Source organism: Anaerophaga thermohalophila DSM 12881, assembly GCF_000191885.1.
GTDB lineage: Bacteria > Bacteroidota > Bacteroidia > Bacteroidales > Marinilabiliaceae > Anaerophaga > Anaerophaga thermohalophila.
The window spans coordinates 23,726-44,193 of the sequence record NZ_AEWI01000006.1 but is presented as its reverse complement, the minus strand read 5'-3'; the positions used below and the strand labels follow the sequence as shown (position 1 = coordinate 44,193).

2 protein-coding genes are annotated in these 20,468 nt (G+C 45.3%); both read left to right on the top strand.

The features are described 5' to 3' along the window. Window positions 1-428 precede the first annotated feature (428 nt). Window positions 429-1,664, top strand: a complete 1,236-nt coding sequence (locus ATH1_RS0102770; protein ID WP_044114807.1) for a 3-phosphoshikimate 1-carboxyvinyltransferase — start codon at window positions 429-431, stop codon at window positions 1,662-1,664. A 1,004-nt stretch (window positions 1,665-2,668) separates the two neighbouring features. After that, on the top strand, window positions 2,669-20,446 hold the full coding sequence (locus ATH1_RS0102760; protein WP_010417197.1) for a PKD domain-containing protein: 17,778 nt from the start codon (window positions 2,669-2,671) through the stop codon (window positions 20,444-20,446). The last annotated feature ends 22 nt before the right edge of the window (window positions 20,447-20,468 follow it).

The following is a 20,468-nucleotide window of genomic DNA, read 5'->3' as shown; positions in this document are numbered from 1 at the left end:
AGCTTAATATTAGATTCTTCGCTTCGCTCAGAATGACAGGGAACTTCTCTTGTCATTCTGAGGAGGAACGACGAAGAATCTTTTCCATTGAGGTAAAGGTAAAGGCTGAGGTTGAGAGCTTACCACTAATTGAAAATTTCTAATAATCAAAGAAAAATAAGATGACACAGTTTTTTGAACAGCCTCCTTTTTTTTAGCAAATTTATGACTATCAATTATTCAAAATGTCAACCAATATTAGGACACCTCAACCGAACCCAGAACTCAAAACCCCGAACCCAGAACTCAGAACTCAGAACTCAAAACCCAGAACTCAGAACTCAAAACCCAGAACTCAGAACCCAGAACCCAGAACTCAGAACTCAGAACTCAGAACTCAAAATCCAAAACTCAAAACCCGAAACTCTAAAACCCAGAACTCTAAAACTATGCAAACAGTAACAATACATCCACCCAAGCAATTAAATCAGGCAGTCATTTCCCTGCCATCCTCGAAGAGCATCAGTAACCGGTTGTTGATACTCAATGCATTGTCTTATAGCCCGTGGCCGGTGAAAAATCTGTCGGATAGTGACGATACGCGCGCACTTTATACGGCATTACATTCCAATGCAAACATTTTTAATGTTGGAGCGGCCGGTACTACCATGCGTTTTCTTACCGCGTTTCTCTCAAGGGTAGTAGGGGAGTGGATCATCACCGGCAGCGAGCGGATGAAAGAACGGCCTATTGGTGTTCTCGTGGATGCCTTGCGCGAAATCGGTGCGAAAATCGATTATCTTGAAAAGGAAGGATACCCGCCGCTGAAAATATTCGGAAGTTCCCTGCAGGGGAAAACACTGGAATTACCCGGAAATATCAGCAGTCAGTACATTTCTGCCTTGCTGATGATTGCACCCTGTGTTTCCAATGGCCTGACACTAAAACTGATGGGTGATATAACCTCCAGACCTTACATCCATCTTACGCTGAAACTGATGGAACAATATGGTGTAAAGTCGGAGTGGAAGGACAATATGATTACCGTACCCGAACAGCCAATGACCCCCGTTAAAGTGAAAGCCGAGGCCGATTGGAGTGCGGCCTCTTACTGGTTTCAGATAGCAGCGTTGAGTGGTGGCAGCAGCTCCATTGTTCTGAAAGGACTCGACCGTTACAGTTGGCAAGGCGATTCGAAGGTTGCCGAACTTTTTGAATCGCTGGGCGTGAAGCATAAATTTTCGCAAAAAGGACTGGTGCTGACATCTACCGGTGAAACTACCAAACGATTTGCATACAATTTTACGGATCAGCCCGATCTGGCACAAACCTTCGCCGTTACCTGTGCCTGCCTGGGTATTCCGTTTCATTTAACCGGACTTCATACGCTCAGGATTAAAGAGACTGATCGCATAAATGCTCTTATCACCGAAGCCCGGAAACTCGGGTTTGTTTTTACTACCAACAATGTTGATGATCTTAGTTGGGATGGGACAAAGGAAGAGGCGGAGGAGCAGCCGCTCATAAATACCCATCACGATCACCGTATGGCCATGGCTTTTGCACCCGCGTGCCTCACCCGGGGAGCTTTGCAAATCGAAAATCCTTCGGTGGTCAGTAAATCGTATCCCGGCTTTTGGCAGGATTTGGCAAAAGCGGGTTTTGCTGTTGAGGGAATGGGTTGAAGTGCCCGAATATGAGCGCAGAGGGAATATCTTGTTGTGGCAATCTTTACCATGCCCGTTGCAAACGGTATATATTTTCGGTTGTAATCGAAAATAACGGCTTTTTTTTTTGAATATAACCAAAAATCTAATTAAAAATTTTGAACATAACCAAAAAATTCATTAAAAAATTTCGGTCAATTCTCTTAATCTCTTTGAGGTTGTTTTTTGTTTGAGGCGGGTTCGACACTTTCAGCGTTGGTTTTGATTAAGGAGTGCGGTTTGAAAAGCAGATTAAGGAACACTGAGTCTTTTAGACTGGGCTCAAAGAACCAAAATAAAGTATTCTCTTAATTTCTATGTGATTGTTTACAAATCGAATTGACGAACATCAAAAAATAAGTGATTAAATACTTAAAAAATTCCATGAAAAAAAATTTGCTTTTCTATTGAATATCTTCATGTTGTCCGAATTCTAAATGTTAAAATCACATTTCTTCCCTTTTTTCTGCCTTTTTAGGCCAACTTTTTTTGATGGTTTTGCGTAAAAACTTATCGAAACTGTTTTTGTTTTTGCAGAAATTAATGTTTCTTTACAGTATGATTGTTTTAGAGAAATATAAATTATGAAAAGCAAGAGAGATCGTTTTCAGATTTTTTTTGTTCCTAACCCCCCAAAAATCGGAAAAAACAAAATTGCATGAGCAGGCTGTAAATAACATAAAAATTTTATCCGATAATAAAATTTGAATTTTTCCTGCGATTACTTAAGCCTGTGCATGACAGGCCGTCTGAGAAAGTAGTGACAACCAAAGGGCCATGGATGACCACTTCTGACAAAATTCCCCATTTTATGGTTCCGGTATTGTTACTTTGATTTATGGAAACGAGTCCTGATTTCATGGGACAGGTTCTTCCAATAAATCGGGTCAGGCTATCAGGTTCGTAGTAACAACCTGATTTTATTCTGATAAATAAAAAACAACTTTGCCAAAACCCACTTTTGGCCCAATGATAATAAGCTGATGAGGAAAGGTTTACAAAGAAAAGGAACATGGTTTTTTCGTAACTGGCTGAAGAGTGCCCTGCTCTTTGCAGGACTTGTTGTGTGGGGGGGGGATGCTGTTAGTCAGAACCCAACTGTTTGTGCCGGAGGATATTTGACAGGGACAGAGGTGATGAATGATATGTCCACAGCTCCTGGACAAAGAGAGGGGGGGAATTTTAATCTCTTTTCAACAACTCCGCCAGGGGGGACGTTGAATATTATTCCTGCAGCATCAAATGAAGATTTTATTTTTTCAGGGTTTGATGCATCTTACAGTAGTTACACAATTTATTATGATAGAGGGCCTGGTTATTATGTTACTTATGATGTTTCAGGTTCTGCGCCGACCGTTACTCTTTCCTCTCCATCTCCGTCTAATGTTTGCACGGGAGATAATGTCGTTGTTGAAATTACTCTTTCAGGAACAGGTGGAAATTGGAATGTTCAACTTGATGGAACCCCCAGTGGAAGTCAAACTTATAGCCTTTCTTCTTCAAATTCCGGGGATACTCATTTTTTTACTTATGCATTAAACTCCGATGCAACTTTTGAAATATCTTCTGTTGTAGACCTTTCCGGGTCTGGTTGTGAAGTTACTACGAGTAATTTGCCTGATCCTCTCTCTTTTACCGTTGAACCTGATCCCACCCCGCAACTTACTTCCGGCACAGGTGTTTGTTCATCCGATAATCTTGATATAATCCTCGACAATTCCGAAAGTGGCATTGAGTATTATGTTGTTTACGATGACGGAACCACTGCATCTGAAGTGTCCGATACTCGATGGACTGGTGATGGAGGAAGTCATCTATTTCCATCTATAAATGAAGGAACAGGTGAATATTATATCGCTGCCGATGGTTGCAATGGCGAAGTCATGATGAATGGTGGCCCGTTTTACATCAGTTCTTCTCCAAGTTCTAATCCCTCTATTAGTTCTACAAGTCCCGCATGTCCCGGGTCGGATTTGAATGTTGCTGACACCGAAGGATCGGATGTACGGTATTATCTTTTGCGGAATGGATCACCAACCGGCGCTTATAAGGATGGAAATAATAATGGTACAATTATCTTTGGGGGATTAAGTACACCAGGTACTTATACTATTGAAGCTGACAGGAATGGTTGTTCGGTTCTTATAGGTGGTTCTTTTGTGATACAAGCTTTTCCATCCGTATTTAACCTTTCAGCGAACAAGACATCTTATTGCGCAGGAGCATCTCCTACGGGCGTTCAGCTTAGCCTGGATGGTTCTGAATCTGGAATTGAGTACCAATTGCAACATGATGACGGTTCCGGATATACAAATGTTGCCTCACCAATAAACGGTGATGGAAATCTGTTATCCCCGGCCTCATGGAGTGATTTGACAGAAGGCTCTTACAGGGTAATAGCTACTTCAACTGCCGGGTGTACTACCAATATGAGTGGAATTCCTGTTATAGTTGAATCCAATCCGCCTACTGCAACTATTACCACATCTACTCCCAACATTCGTTGTGAAGGAACATCGGTTGATTTTTATATTAATGTTTCGTTAACCGGTACACAACCTTTTAGTTTTGAAATAACGAATAATATTGGAGATGCTCCAATTACTGTAAATAATAACAATAATGACACCTATTCATTTCAGGTAAATCCATCGTCTAATGTCACTTATACTTTAACCAACCTTGTGGATGGTTCGGGTTGTAACCCGGTTACCAATGTCGGGCAGGTGCAGTTTTATGTCCGCCCCAATCCCGTTTTTACATTTGAAGCAAGTCCAAATCCTGTAACAACTTCCGGAGGAACTTCATCTACAAGTGTTTGTGCCGGAAGTCAGGTAACTCTGGGAGCCAATGTATCGAATACATCCGGCCCCTATGATTATTTTTGGAGTAACTCGTTAGAGACGACTCAACTCGTCTCTTTCTATCCCAATACAACAAGAACTTATTATGCCACCGTTGAAAATGAATATGGTTGTACAACCACACGCCAAATCGATGTTGTTGTAAATTCACTTCCAATTGTTGATTTTGAACCGGAAAATGGAGATTATGAGGTTTGCGCCAATGGAGGAAGTGTTGAATTAATTCCTGTTGCACCAAATACCGCGGGTGACTTTACCGGTACTGGTGTTTCGGGCAACTTTTTTAATCCTTCTGTGGCGGGAGTAGGAAGGCACCCAATTACATATTCTTTCACCAATACCACAACAGGTTGCGAGAATAGTATTACCAAAGATATTGACGTTAACCCGGTACCAAATGTAGATGCTCAGGGAAATCAAACAGATTATTGTGACGGAGCAGGAGTAGTTGATATTTATGGATATCCACAAAATAGTAATGGCATCTGGACAATTGTAGGGGGTTCAAGGCCTTGGTTCGGGGACGGTGGAGACGGAACAGCCCAATTGGACGTTGATCAGGCATTAAATTTAACAGTTGGTGGATCGTTTGATCTGGTTTACCAATATACTGATCCGACAACAGGGTGTATTGGGCAAGATATTCTTACTGTAAATATCCATCCCAATCTTGCTGATGAACTTGAATTTGAATATCGGTCAACAACAGCTGCCCCAACTGATCCTTGGCTACCATTCCCTGCAGGTGATCTTCCCATGTGTCAGACCGGTGATGTTATTAATTTGCGTGGAATTTTTGATGGTACCGGGACAACCGTTGGTGATGGTATATTCACAGGGCCGGGAGTTACCGATACAGGTGCGGGTACGGCCGAATTTGATCCTTCTGTTGCCGGCAATGGTAATCATACCATAACTTATACCTACACCGATCCGGTGACAACCTGCACAGGTACTATTACGCATACTATTCAGATTGGGACTACGCTGGAGTTCCCCGGTCTCAATTCTTTGTATTGCGCCGCAGATGGCCCTGTTAATGTTTATGGGGATGAAGTACCGTCATCCGGTATAAGCGGAACTTTGGAAATTTTTGATAATACCAATCCGGCCATTCCTGTTCCCATTTATACACAATCCGGCAATTCAGCTGCCATTCCGTTTTCTTTTGATCCTTCAACAGAGGGGGCAGGGGATTATTTATTCAGGTTCACATATAATGATGGCACTTGTAATAATATTATTGAACAGGAAGTAACGGTTGCTGATGAAATTGATGCCACATTTACATTAGATGCGCCCTCAACGCAGTTTTGTGAGACGCAGGGGCCGGTTGAGTTGGTTCCCAATCAGACCGGAGGTGTCTTTACAATTAATACGGCTACCGGAGGCGGAGTCTCAGGCTATTACTTTAATCCGTCGCATCCTGATATTATTCCGGGAACTACTTATACTATTACTTATACAATAAACACCGGAGCATGTTCTGATTCTTACTCTCTGAATGTTAATGTTATAGCGGCGCCTACAATAGATATTTCAGGACTCATTTCTGATTATTGTGACAATGACAACGGGACTCATTTAATCGGACCTAACAACGATGGTATTTCCGGAGCAGTATATACTTTCTCATCCACGTTGAATGGTGTTGGCCGTTCTCCACTTTATTATGACGATGGAATTGACACCACTCATGTTGCTTCCTATTCATATACAGGCAGTACCGGAGATCCTTTTTACTTCGATCCGTCGCACGTAGGTTACGGCACTTATACCATTACTTATACTTTTGACAATACTGCCAATACCGGTTGTGTTACATCCGTGTCTGAAACGGTGACCGTCCATGAAATCCCTGGAGTTACATTTGAGGGAACTACAGACCCGATAGAATATTGTCAATCAGATGATCCTGTGACATTGCAGGGAAGTTTTGTTGGTGGTGGATTTACAGGGACAGGAAACTTTTCCGGTAATGGTATAAATAATCTTACAGCGGATGATGGAGTAGCCGAGTTTGACCCCTCTGTGGTTACACCCGGTGACCATCCTATTACATACAAATATGTGGGTCCCAATAGTTGTGTCTCAGAAAAGACAAAAACATTTACAGTAAAAGAGACACCAGCCGCTTATAATGTCACACCCAATTCTTCTACGACTTCTTACCCTGGTCGCTTCTGTCCCGGTGATAATGTAACGATTGGAGTTGACGCCTCCCAGGATGGGGTTGATTACAGATTGATTCTTAATGATAATTTTTCTTCTCCCATAGAGATAATATCAGGTAATGCCAGCGCCCCATCCATCGATTTTAGCCCGGTAACGACTCCGGGCGATTATACAGTACAAGCCGTTTGGCCAAGTCCTTCCGGCTGTACAGCTATGATGAACGGAACCGTTGAGGTGCGCGTAAACAACGTGGCTGCTTCAGTTACAAAAACCAATGTTTCCTGTACCGGCGATACCGATGGTGAAATCACGGCATCTGCTTCCAATGGTACGGGACCCTATCATTTTTATTTATATAATGATGCAGCTGCAACTTCAACAGACTTAGTGAATGATAACAATTCAGGAATATTTTCTGGATTATCTGCGGACACATACTATCTCCAGGTAGAAGATGCCATCGGCTGTTCCTTGTCCAATCCCGTTGAGGTTACTATTACCCAACCTGCTTCTGGTCTTTCGATAACAACCGACAGTTCACCTGTCGGCTGTTCCGGATGCACAGCAGGCGTCGATTGTGAAGGAGTGGCTGAAGTGAATATTTCGGGCGGTACAGCTTTTGCTGATCTGACTGCTTATCCTTCGGGGTATGATGTACAATGGACCGATGGCGGAGGAAACCCTGTTGCTTCTGTTGGAGATGGTACCGGGATTGAGCAAATGCCGGCCGGTCAATATACCGTTTTAGTCACTGATGCCAATGGTTGCACCATTTCAGATAATATTATTATTAACACTTTACCACCTTTGAATGTGACAAGTGCCATGGAAACACAGTCTGTTTCCTGCAATGGAGGAGTAGATGGAGCAATAGAAGTTACTGCCGAAGGGGGTTCCGGATCTTTAGGTTTTCTTTTGGAATCAACTTCATCATCTTATACGTCCGGATGGCGGAATACAGGTGTAACTGACAATGGTGATGGCACATATACTTATGTTTTCACAGGACTTGAAGCCGATGAGTATACTGTTACCGTACGAGATGAAAATTATACACGGTGTACGTACGTGCATACTTCCACGGTAACCGTTTCCGAACCTGCTGCCTTGTATGTTAATGAAATTTTAGGTTCGCATAGTGATGTTGACTGTAATGGAAATTCAACCGGCCAGTTTGAGCTGACAGCTATCGGCGGCTCCGGTAATTATGATTACTCTAATGATTATGGAACCAATTGGCAAACGGGAAGCTTATTTAGCGGTCTAAGTGCTGGCACCTATTCTGCATGGGTGAGAGATGCCAATGCTCCTTCATGTGTTAATCGGACCCTTGAAATTACCATTACCCAACCTGATAAACTTTTAGTAAGTGATTATTCTTCAACTCCTGTTTCCTGTTATTCGGGCAATGATGGAAGTATCTCCGTTACAGCTTCGGGAGGAGACGGTAGTTATGTTTACTCAATAACCGACGGACCGGAAACCAGACTAAATCAGTCGGGTGATACTTTCAACTATCTTCCTGCCGGAACTTATGAAGTTACGGTTACCGATGGAAATGGCTGTCCGGCAACTTATTCCGGAATTGTTGTTGGAGAACCTGCTTCACCACTTTCTTTGACCGGCGTTGTTGATCAGCCTGTTTTGTGCGGGGGTGGAAGTACCGGTGAATTAACGGTAACCGCTTCCGGAGGCTCGGGAGGATATGAATTTAGTATAGATGGCGGCACCAATTGGGTTACCGATAATACGAATCAATATACATTTGGTGGTCTGGTTGTCGGGATTTATACCATTGATGTCCGTGATGTGAAGGGCTGCATGACCAATACTTCAGTAAGTGTAAATGAGCCTGCCACAGCTTTCTCACTAATCGGCTCTGTCGATAAACATGTTACCTGCTATAACGGGAGTGATGCCCGGATAATTGTGGACGGAGTTGGGGGCTCGTCAGCATCCGGCGTTAATTATGTTATATATAAAGATATTTCGGGCGCCTGGGTGGCTCAGGCTTCTCAATATGATGGAGTCGGCGATCCATATACATTTACCGGTTTGGATGCTGGTGATTACCGCATCGAAGCATGGGACGATAATAATTGTACAGACATTGTAGAACTGACTGTTAACCAACCTGCTTCGGGAATTGAGATCAATGCTGTAGCTATAAATAATGTAACCACACCCGGTGGCAGCAACGGTTCTATTGAGATTACGATTACCGGTGGCAGCGGTTCTTATCCCACCATTAACTGGGATGGCACAGCTACTGGTCTGGTAGATAACGTTTATGTTCAGCCTAATCTGGCAGCCGGCACATATACTGTTGAAGTTACAGATGACAACGGATGTACCGTAATGTCCGATCCTTTCGTGGTGACCGATCCCGACTCACCACTCGGTCTGATCATTTCCAAAAGTGATCCCGGTCCCTGTCATGGGGCCACCAATGCCATTGGTCTGACAGCTACCGGTGGTGTTCCTCCTTATGCTTCTATTACGTTAAGCAGAGGCGGTACGGTTATTTCTCCTGCAACGGCGGGCAGTGACTATGCAAATTATAACAATCTGGGCGAAGGTACTTATGAAGCTAAAGTAATTGATGATGCCGGAAATAGTTATACCGAAACCATAACATTTACGTTGCCACCCGAGCTGACACTTGATTTTGCCATTGATAATGATGCTACCTGTGCAGGAAACTCAGATGGGGCTGTGACTTTCAGTGTTAGTGGTGGTACACCCGGTACCACTACCCCTGATACTTATGATTACTATATTACGCCGCCTTCCGGGAGTGTCATATCGGGGACTGTCGCTGTAGGAGGAAGCGAAACCATTTCAACACTGGCAGCCGGAACCGGTTATAAACTCCAAATTGTCGATGCAGTTGGATGTTATGTTGAAACTTTCTTTAATATTAATGAACCCGATCCGATAACATTTGATATAGAGTCTGAAAACCTTTCCTGCTTTGAAAGCGATGACGGTGAAATTTCCGTGAGTAATGTCCATGGAGGTTGGGGAAGTAACTATGGTTATGCCTGGGAAGTTTATAATGGCAGCAGTTGGGTTACGTATCCGTCATCCGGTCAGGCTACAACGCTAACAGTTACCGACCTTCCGGCCGGAACTTACCGGGTAATTGTTACGGGGAACCTTCATGGGTGTACGACAATCTCTTCCGGTATCCTGATAACTCAGCCCGAAGAACTTGAGCTTACCCTGTCGGGACAAAAAGACATTACCACATGTTTTGGTGATAATACCGGCGAAGTAACACTCCGGGCAGAAGGCGGCACACCGCTCTACGATCTTACCGGCAGTGCTATCAATATGAACTGGAATGGCGATACTTACGTTGTTACCGGATTGTCTGCCGGCACCAATAATTTTACTGTCCGGGATGTTAATGGGTGTACTGCCAATGTTTCGACCAACATATCTGAACCTGAACAGTTGGTTATCAACAGTGTCGATTCCCAAATTGAATGTGAACCCAATGGTACAGGCGGAGAACTTGACCTTGAAATAGAAGGTGGCCTGGCTGATGCCTCCGGAGATTACTCATACCGGATTGAATTAATAAACCAGACTACGGGAAACAGTTTGGTTTGGATTCGAACATCTGATGTTCAGCCTTATGTCATAAATGATATTACAGGTATTCCTGCCGGGGATTATGACCTGGAGATTACCGATGCCAACTCCTCCAATCCTTCCGGGTGTGCATATAATGACGTGATTAGTCTTTCTTACATTGATATTCAGGCCAATGTAACAGATGTTACCTGCTCCGGGGCTGCCAACGGTGCCATTGACATTACAGTCAGCGGTGGTTCAGGAAATTATATCTTCAGTTGGGCGAAAGAGGGGAATCCCTACGCCACTACTTCCGACTTAAGCGGATTAACGAGCGGTACTTATACATTGACCTTGATGGATACAGACCGGGGTTGTACTTTGGATCCCCGTGATTTTACGGTTAACAATGCGAAAACTCTTGCCATTGATGCGTCTGTTATTCCGGTAAGTTGTAACGGAGGTGCCACCGGGGCTATTATTATCGATGATGTGATTGACGCAACGCCTCCTGTTAATTATTATCTGAATGGTGTATTGGATAGTAACAACGATGGTCAATGGACCGGTCTGACTGCCGGTACCTATGAAGTGACTGCGATTGATGCGGATGGATGCGAGATTACAAAATCCTATTATGTGTCCCAGCCATTGGCAATCGATTTTTCTTTGAGTACTTCACTTGATTGTTCGGTTGACTATAACCGCTCTATCGTACTAAACGGTTTAGCAGGAGGCACTCCGCCCTACTCATACGTCTGGAGCGGGCCCGGTGGCTTTACTCAGGTATCGGATGTGGAAATTGCAGGTATTGTTGTGGGAGGCACTTATAGTGTTAAAGTGACCGACCACAGAGGTTGTTCTGTAACCAAAACCATTGAGGTATCTGGTAAACCTGTCCTTACTGCTGATGTAACACCTGTTCAGTGCAACGGCGGTGCCAACGGCATTATTGACCTGACAGTTACGGGTGGCAGCAATAATTACACTTACTCATGGGATGATCCCGCAACATCGACCACTCAGGATTTAAGTGGATTAGCTGCCGGAACATACGTAGTTGAAGTGACCGACCATTCTCAGATTTGTGCAACAAGTAGTGCTCCCTATACAACCACGCTTCAGGTTGATGTCCCTGAACCCGATCCCATTGTTGTGGACAGTTATGTTGCGCACAACGACTGTGGTGGCGGTACGCCCGAAGGGGAAATTAATATTACCTCGATAACCGGAGGTGCCGGAGGCTATACACTTACATGGGATGCATCGCCCTACATTACACCCGGGGCCTGGCATCAGACCGGCCTGCCGGGAGGTGAGTACACCGTCGTTATTACTGATGCTGACGATTGCAGTGTAACCAGGAGTTTTACGGTTGATGAGCCCGATCCGCTTGATTTTACATTGAATGTTGATAATTCCGATTGCAATCAGAATAATGCCATTGAAATTGTTAACCCGGTTGGTGGTACAGGTAGCTATGAGTATGTTTGGGCAGGTCCCGGGGTGAATACATCGGGTCCGACAATCACTACCCAGAGCAATTTGCCCGGTGGTGAATATACCGTTACCATGGTGGATGTGGGCAATGCGCATAATTGTAATGTCAGTAAATCGGTGACCCTTACCAAACCATTGGATGTTACTTATACTGTCCAGGCAGAAACCTGCCCCGGTGCCAATAACGGCTCCATCAACATTACCCCGGCTGAGGGTGTACCACCCTATTCTTTCAGTTGGACAACAACGGATGGCAGTGGATTGTCGGCCACCCAGGAAGACCAGAGTGGATTGTCAGCCGGAACTTATGAAGTGACGGTAACCGACAGTAATCCCAACGGGCCTTGCACGTTTCCCATTTCAGATATTGTTGTTCCTGTAGCAAATACGATCACTATTGCCGGCGATATCACGCATGTAAGGTGTTTCGGGGCTTCAACCGGCGCAATCAATATTAATGTCACAGGAGGTTCGGGGGCATATAATTATACATGGAGCGGACCGGATGGTTTTACCTCTTCCAGCCCGAATATCTCAGGATTGGAGGCAGGCAGTTACACAGTGGTCGTTACCGATGTTATTTCCGGCACAACCTGTTCTGTAACACGAACATTTGCTGTGAACGAGCCGGCCACCTCTGTTGAAGTTACCGATGTTGTCGTTGACAGTGCGGAATGTCGTGGTGAAGCGACCGGGTCTGTTGACATAACAGTTGCCGGAGGCACATCACCCTACAGTTTCCAATGGACCGGCCCGGGAACAATACCCGATCCTACGCTCGAGGATATTGATAATATTCATTCGGGCGATTACAACGTGGTCATCACCGATGCCAATGGTTGTGTGCTTGACTATCAAAGCACTTATGGCAGTCTTATTCATGTTCCGCAGCCCGACGAAGCCTTGTCCGTCACTCTGGTAAATGTGCAGGATGTCACTACTACGGGAGGAAGTGACGGTTCCATTGAGGTTGAGGTATCAGGAGGTGCCGGGTCATATACCATTCTCTGGTTCGATGAAAATGGCGATCCTGTTCCCGGAAGCACCGGGCTTGAAGTGGTTGATAACCTTTCTGCCGGCATTTACCGTGTCTATGTGGAAGATGAACACACCTGTTCTGATGAAATTATCAATATAGCGGTAACAGAACCAAACGCTACACTGGAACTTATCGTCAGCAAGCGGAATGTCGGACCATGTAATGTTGCCGGTAACGGACGAATAACTGTGGATATGATTGGCGGAACATTACCCTATCAGTCCATTACGTTATATGATGGAGAAGGTCAGGTTGATCAGGTGACCAATGACAACAATGCTGTATTTACCGGTTTGCCTGCCGGCGAATATGAAGTGGTTGGAATCGATGCCAACGGGGTCGATGTAAGAGAAGATGTTACCATATTGCAACCTTCTGCTTTGCAGTTAAATGCCTCGATCACGCAACATGTTGACTGTTACAGCGAATCTACGGGAATTATTGAAGTTTCTGTCAACGGTGGTGTGGCTTATGAAATATCGGGAACTTATTATGTAACGTTGAGTGGCGGCCCGTTTGGAACAGCAGCCAATCATTCGCCAATATCCGGAGAAGTCTTTACTTTTGACAATCTTCCTGCCGGAACTTATACGGTTCGGGTCATTGATGACAGTAACATCAATGAGGTAGCCTTTGATAACGATGCTTTTGCCGATGGCTATGGCGATGGTGCTTTCAATATGAATACGGATTGTTACACGGAGCAACAATTGGTGGTTACCCAACCGGAGGCAGAGCTTGAAATCAGCACTGTTACAGGTAGTGAAGAATTGTGCGAAGGAGCATTGCCAACGCTTCAGATTATTTCATCGAATTGGAATCCGGCAGCCCGTCCACTGGAAGTTGAATTGAGCGATGGTGAGACTTACACTGTTGACGACTCACCATACCAGTTCCAACCGAATAACGTGCCGGATGTCGGAATAACTCAGTATTCAATTGTCGGATTTGTTGAACAGGGAACCACATGCAATAAGGGAACAGCCACCGGAATTGCTACGGTAGAAGTACATCCGTTACCTACTGCCCGTATTTTTGGTAATGCTGAACTTTGCACAGGCGAAAGCAGAGACCTTGGGATAGAACTTACAGGAACTTCTCCCTGGGAAGTGGTGATATCGGACGGTACGAATACCTGGACTGAAAACTATACAGGTACTTTCAATATTTTTACTGTTTCACCGGTTGCCAACACTACTTATGAAATATTACGCGTCACTGATGCCTATTGTAGCAATACCGGGACCGGAACAGCTGATGTGACCGTCAACGAATTGCCGGACGTGACCCTTTCCGGGAATGCAGAAATCTGCAAGGGACTAAGCACCGATCTTACTTTTGATTTTACTGCCGGCACAGGACCTTGGACAGTAACATTTACCGAAAACAGTGTCGAAAGAACGGTTGGCCCGATTATCAATAATACTTATGATCTAAGCGTTACACCATCCGTTACCACCGATTATGAACTGGTAAGCATCCAGGATGCCAATGGTTGTTCTCAGCCGGTATCCGGTAGCGTGAGGGTTACGGTTCGTGAATATCCCGGGCAGCCCCTGGCAATAAACGGCAGCGATATTGTTTGCCAGGGAAGTACACAAACCTACTCTGTTGACCCCGTGCCCAACGCGGTCAGCTATGTTTGGTCGTTGCCAACCGGTGCAACCATTAATCACGGTGATGGCACACGGGAGATTGAAGTTGAGTTTGCTACCAATGCACAAACGGGTAATTTGTCTGTTTATGCTGTGAATAGTTGCGGAGCCGGCCCCAACAGGACGCTTCAGATAAATGTGGATGAATTGCCACAGACCATTGGCGTTATTTCAGGCCCTGAAGATATTTGCCAGGGAACAACCGGGATAACGTATAGCGTTGCACCTGTTGCCGATGCTTCAATCTATAACTGGACTGTTCCAACAGGGTTTTCTATTGTTTCCGGCCAGGGAACCGCCAGAATTATTGTAGACCTGGATCCGGCTCTGGATGCTACAATTGGAAATGTCACGGTAACGCCAGAAAACAATTGTGGTGTTTCCTCAAGCACCTCTGCTCTTGAGGTGGCAGTTCATCCTCTTCCCCAGGCCGATGCCGGGAGTGATCAGCAATTGTGTGGAAATTCTGCTACTTTGGCCGCAGTTGACCCAACTACAATAAATGCAAATTGGGAAGGAACCTGGCAGGTTGTCTCCGGCTATGCCGATATTGCTTCACCAAACGATCCTTCTTCCTCTGTTACCAATATAAGCCGCGGTGATGTCGTGTTAAGCTGGACGGTTACCAATACAGCAGCCGGTGGAAACGGTTGTAGCATTAGCGATGAGGTAACCCTCAGAAATAACACGCTTACCGTTATTGCCGATGCAGAAAAAACACTGACCTGTGACGGGTCAAGTGATCTTTATGCAACGCCGGTGCCTGCATATCCGAATACCAGTGGGCGCTGGACGGTTGAGTCAGGAAACGGTGTTTTTGAGGATGCCAGCTCTCCATCCACAAATGTATATGAGTTGGATCCCGGTTCGAATATTATCAGATGGACCATTACCCAAAACACCTGTGAGAGTTATGCCGAAGTGGAAATTGTGAATGATCAGCCCGATCAGGCTGTTATTTATGATGAGGCTGTTATCAACCTTTGTAGTACCAACACCGTCCTTACTGCCAATGATCCGGTAGAAGGTACCGGTGAGTGGACCGTTGAGAAGGGACGTGCTACCATAACGCCAATAGGAGGCAATGATTATGAGGTTGAGGTTACAAACCTGGCCAGAGGAGAAAATATTATTCGGTGGACCATCTCTAAGAACGGACATTGTTCGACTTATGACGAGGTAATCATTCGTAACAATCAGTTGGATGTGGATGCAGGTGATGACTATACAACCTGTCAGTCTTCCGTTCAATTAGATGCAACACCACCGCCATCGGGTGTTGTGGGACACTGGACTGCCCTTGATGCGGCGTCCGGATCGGTCGTCTTCGATAACGGAACATCCTATCAGTCGCTGGTGAGTAATCTCGTTAATGGTGAAAATCGTTTGAGATGGACACTATACAAAAACGGATGTGAAAGTTCCGATGAGATAATAATTACCAGCAATGCTCCTACTCAAGCAACTGTTGGGAGTGAGCAAACAATTTGCAAGAACGATACCATTCTTTCGGGGAATACACCTGAACTTTATGAAACAGGCCGATGGACCGTTGTTCAGGGAAGCGGGGATTTTGAAGATTTGAATGATCCGACGACCAGAGTAACCGGTATCGGACTGGGAACCAATATTTACCGTTGGACCATTTATAATGGCAATTGTTCTTCAACGGCCGATCTGAAAGTCATTAATCAGCAGGTCGAAGCTTTTGCCGGTAAGGATACCGTTTCCTGCGACCGGTATGTAAACCTCAATGCCGATCCTGTCCCTTCAGGCTATACAGGACTCTGGACAGTAGAGTCCGGTGGCGGTGGTGCTGTCTTTGACGGATCAGCCAGCGATCCCCGGGTGGGCGTACAACTGGCCAAGGGAGAGAATATTTTGCGTTGGAATGTGGTGCACAACCAGTCGGGTTGTTCTTCTTCCGATGTGGTCAGTATACTGGTCAATGCGGTGGAAAATGTGGATGCCGGTGGGGACCAGATAATCAATGATGGCAGCGGTCAGGCTACAATGCAGGCACATTTACCGCCTCGTGGCACTGGTCAATGGAGCATTGTTATCGGTGGCGGAAACATTATTGATCCATCTGACCCAAATACAGTCATTGAAAATCTTACCAGAGGCCCCAATATTTTCCGATGGACAGTCTCTATTGGTAATTGTACCGATTATGATGAAGTGGAGATCGTTAACGGCGATGTCATTGAAGCCGATGCAGGGCCTGATATCTTTACCTGTAATGACGAAGCCGATATGCATGCCAATGACCCTGAAAATGCCATCGGCCGATGGACATTGGGTAATTACGGGGCAGGTAAATTTGAAGATGACAGGGACCCGCAAACGCGCGTTTACGATATTGGCCCCGGAGAAAATGAGTTTGTATGGACGATTTCTTATGGTCAGGGAACATCATCCTCCAGCGATGCCATAATTGTTACCAACAACCGTCCTGATGATGCCAGAGCAGGTTCTGACGATTATACCTGCAGCAACACCTATACATTACTGGGCAATACCCCTGACCCGGGTATGGGAACAGTTTCATGGAGAATAATTTCAGGTAGCGGAACGCTTGTTACTCCTGATCAGCCCGAGACAGAGGTGACCGGTCTTTCGCAGGGTGAAAACAGATTCGTATATACGATTGAAAAAGGCTCTGGTAATAATGTTTGTTATTCTTCTGATACGGTGAGCATTGTTAACGGGCTCGCTACAGAAGCCTATGCCGGAGAAGATCAGACGCTGTGTACCGATAGTGTGAAACTGGAACCCAATGTTCCCAATCATGGCATCGGTGAATGGCGTATCCTGGAAGGAGCGGCTGAATTTGACGGTAACATGGCCCGTAACATTGCCCGCGGAACCAATCGTTTCATGTGGGTCATCTCAACCGAATATTGTTCTTCTGTTGATACGGTTACTATTATTAATAACGAGCCTTCCATCCCTCATGCAGGCCGGGATATTGCTGTCTGTGTCGATAGTGTAACACTTTCCGGCAGTCTGGATGTATACCATACCGGGGAATGGACGCTTATATCCGGTTCGGGTAATATTGAAGACCCGACAGCACCTGATACAAAAGTTACCAATCTTGGTGTGGGTGAGAATAAATTCCGGTGGACCATTACCAACGGGAACTGCTCAGATTTTGACGATGTCGTCATCAGGAACGACTTTAAAAAAGCCATTATTCGTTATGATGCATCTACTCCTTTGTGCGTTGATTCTACCCTTCTCGAAGCCAATAATCCTTTACCCGGGATTGGCACCTGGGGTATTATCGGTGGTGGGGGGTCTGCCGAATTTGAAGATACGGAAGATCCATATTCTGTTGTGCGAAACCTTGAACAGGGAGAAAATTTTCTTACCTGGAGTATAACCAATGGTGAATGTACCGATGTAGATACCATCAGAATTATTAACAACCGGCCTACCCCTGCCGATGCCGGAGGTAATGCCGCCACATGTGATAACTTTGTTTATCTTTCTGCCAATACACCCGTTGTTGGAAACGGAAACTGGACGATAAGAAACGGTAGCGGCGTGTTTTCATCTCTGATCGATCCCTCGGCAAGAGTGGACGATCTTAAGTTTGGTGCCAATGTCTTCCGCTGGACCATAGAGCATGAGGGGTGTAAATCGTTCGATGACGTCCAAATCGATTACAATACCATCCAGGCAAAAGCAGGTGACGACAGAACCATTTGTTCCGATACCGAAATACTTCAGGGGAATAACCCGTCGCCGGGTACCGGAACCTGGATTGTTGCCGGAGGTACCAGCCAGGCTACCTTTGATGATATCAATGATCCCAACACCACTGTTCGTAATTTGCGTAAGGGAACAAACAGATTGCGTTGGACGATCAACTACAAAGGTTGTCAAACTTATGAGGAAGTAGCTATTACCAATGCTTCGCCCAGTACCGCCTATGCAGGTAATACGCAGCCGCTTTGTGCTGATGAAACGGTGCTTGATGCGCTGCAACCCGATATTGGAACAGGACACTGGGAAGTAATTGCCGGTTCCGCAACCATTGCGTCTTCAGACATTAATAATCCTAAAGCAAGCGTTACCAATCTTGCCAAAGGAGATAATGTGCTACGCTGGATTGTTGAAAACGGAATATGTGAGAGTACCGACGAAGTGCTGATCATCAATAACCTTCCATCTACGCCTTTTGCCGGGAGTGATCTGGAGGTTTGTGAACCCAGGCACGACCTGATGGCTGCTACGCCCGAATATGGCGAAGGATATTGGTCTGTTGTTGAAGGTGGAGGCTACATCTCGGATGTTACAAACCCGAGAGCCAGGATACGCAATCTTGTGCCGGGAGTTACCCGTCTTAAATGGACGGTAAGTAAGGGGCAATGTACACTCTCTGATGAAATTGTTATTGAAAATAATACCCCTACTCAATCCAATGCAGGACCTGATGTGGCCGATTGTAAAGACTGGTCACAACTGGATGCCAACCCGGCTATGCATGGCACGGGAGAATGGTATATTGTTTCGGGAACAGGAACTTTCCAAAATCCCGCTGATGAAGGTACGGTGATAGAAAATCTTGGCTTTGGCGAAAATATCCTTATGTGGGAAATCTGGAACGGAGATAAGTGCTTCTCACGTGACACCGTTAAGATTTTCAATAAAGTTCCCGAACAAAGCGATGCCGGAAACGACAAGACAATCTGTGAAAACTATACCACTTTAAATGGTAATTATCCGCCTGATCCGGCCATTGGTACATGGACGGTTGTCAGTGGTGCCGGCGATTTTGATGATTCTCATTCACCAAGTTCTATCGTCAGGAATATCGGCTTTGGAGATAATCTCTATAAATGGACAATATCTTACGATGATTGTGTTACTGAAAGTACCGTTACCATTACAAGTAACAAAACGGATGCGTATGCCGGAGAAGATATGGTTGTTTACGATCCAGAGGCCATGCTGAATGCCAATAACGTGGGAGAACTCGATGCCAGTTGGGGAATCGTGGGTGGTACAGGTGAATTTGAAGACCCGACCTTCTTTAATACCCTGGTTACAGGATTAAGCGAAGGTATTAATACCTTCAGATGGACCATTGATGTGGAGGGATGTGATTCTTACGATGATGTGAGTATTGAATACCGTCCTGTTCCTGATGCCGGCTTTATTACCAATGTCGATGAAGGCTGCTGGCCACTGCAAGTTATTTTTACAAACTATTCGGTTGGCGTACAGGTAAGAGATTATCATTGGGACTTTGGCGATGGAAGCAGCAGTGGGGACCAGAATCCGACGCATACCTTTGAAGAACCGGGTGATTATCCTGTTGTATTGACTGTTCCGGGACCCGATGGTATTGAAGGGCATTATCAGAAGATTATTCGTGTGCATGAACACCCCCAGGCTGCTTTTAGTGTTATGCCGGAGGAAGTATATGTGCCCGGTGATGAAGTCAGATTTTTCGATCTGTCGGTGGGTGCTGTGGAATATGAATGGCATTTCGGCGATGGAAATACCTCTGTCGAGCCTCATCCGGTTCACGAATATGCCGAAAGCGGTGTTTATGATGTTACACTTCATGTTGCCAATGAATTTGGATGCGTTGACAGTGTCACCATCGAAGATGCCGTTACTGCCATATCGAAAGGATTTATTAAGTTCCCCAATGCATTTAAACCCAGACCCGATGGCGGAATTGAAAACAGACCGAGTGAAACAAATAACATTTTTAAACCCGTATACAGGGATGTGGATACTTATCACCTCCAGATATTTAACCGGTGGGGACAGTTGATTTATGAATCCGATGATATTTCAGAGGGCTGGAACGGGTTCTATAAAGGTCAATTAGCACCACAAGCGGTTTATGTCTGGAAAGTGAACGGAACATTTGTTAACGGCGAAGAATTCCGTGAAACAGGAACGGTTTTGTTAGTGAGATAAGAGTTTCGGGTTCCGGGTTCCG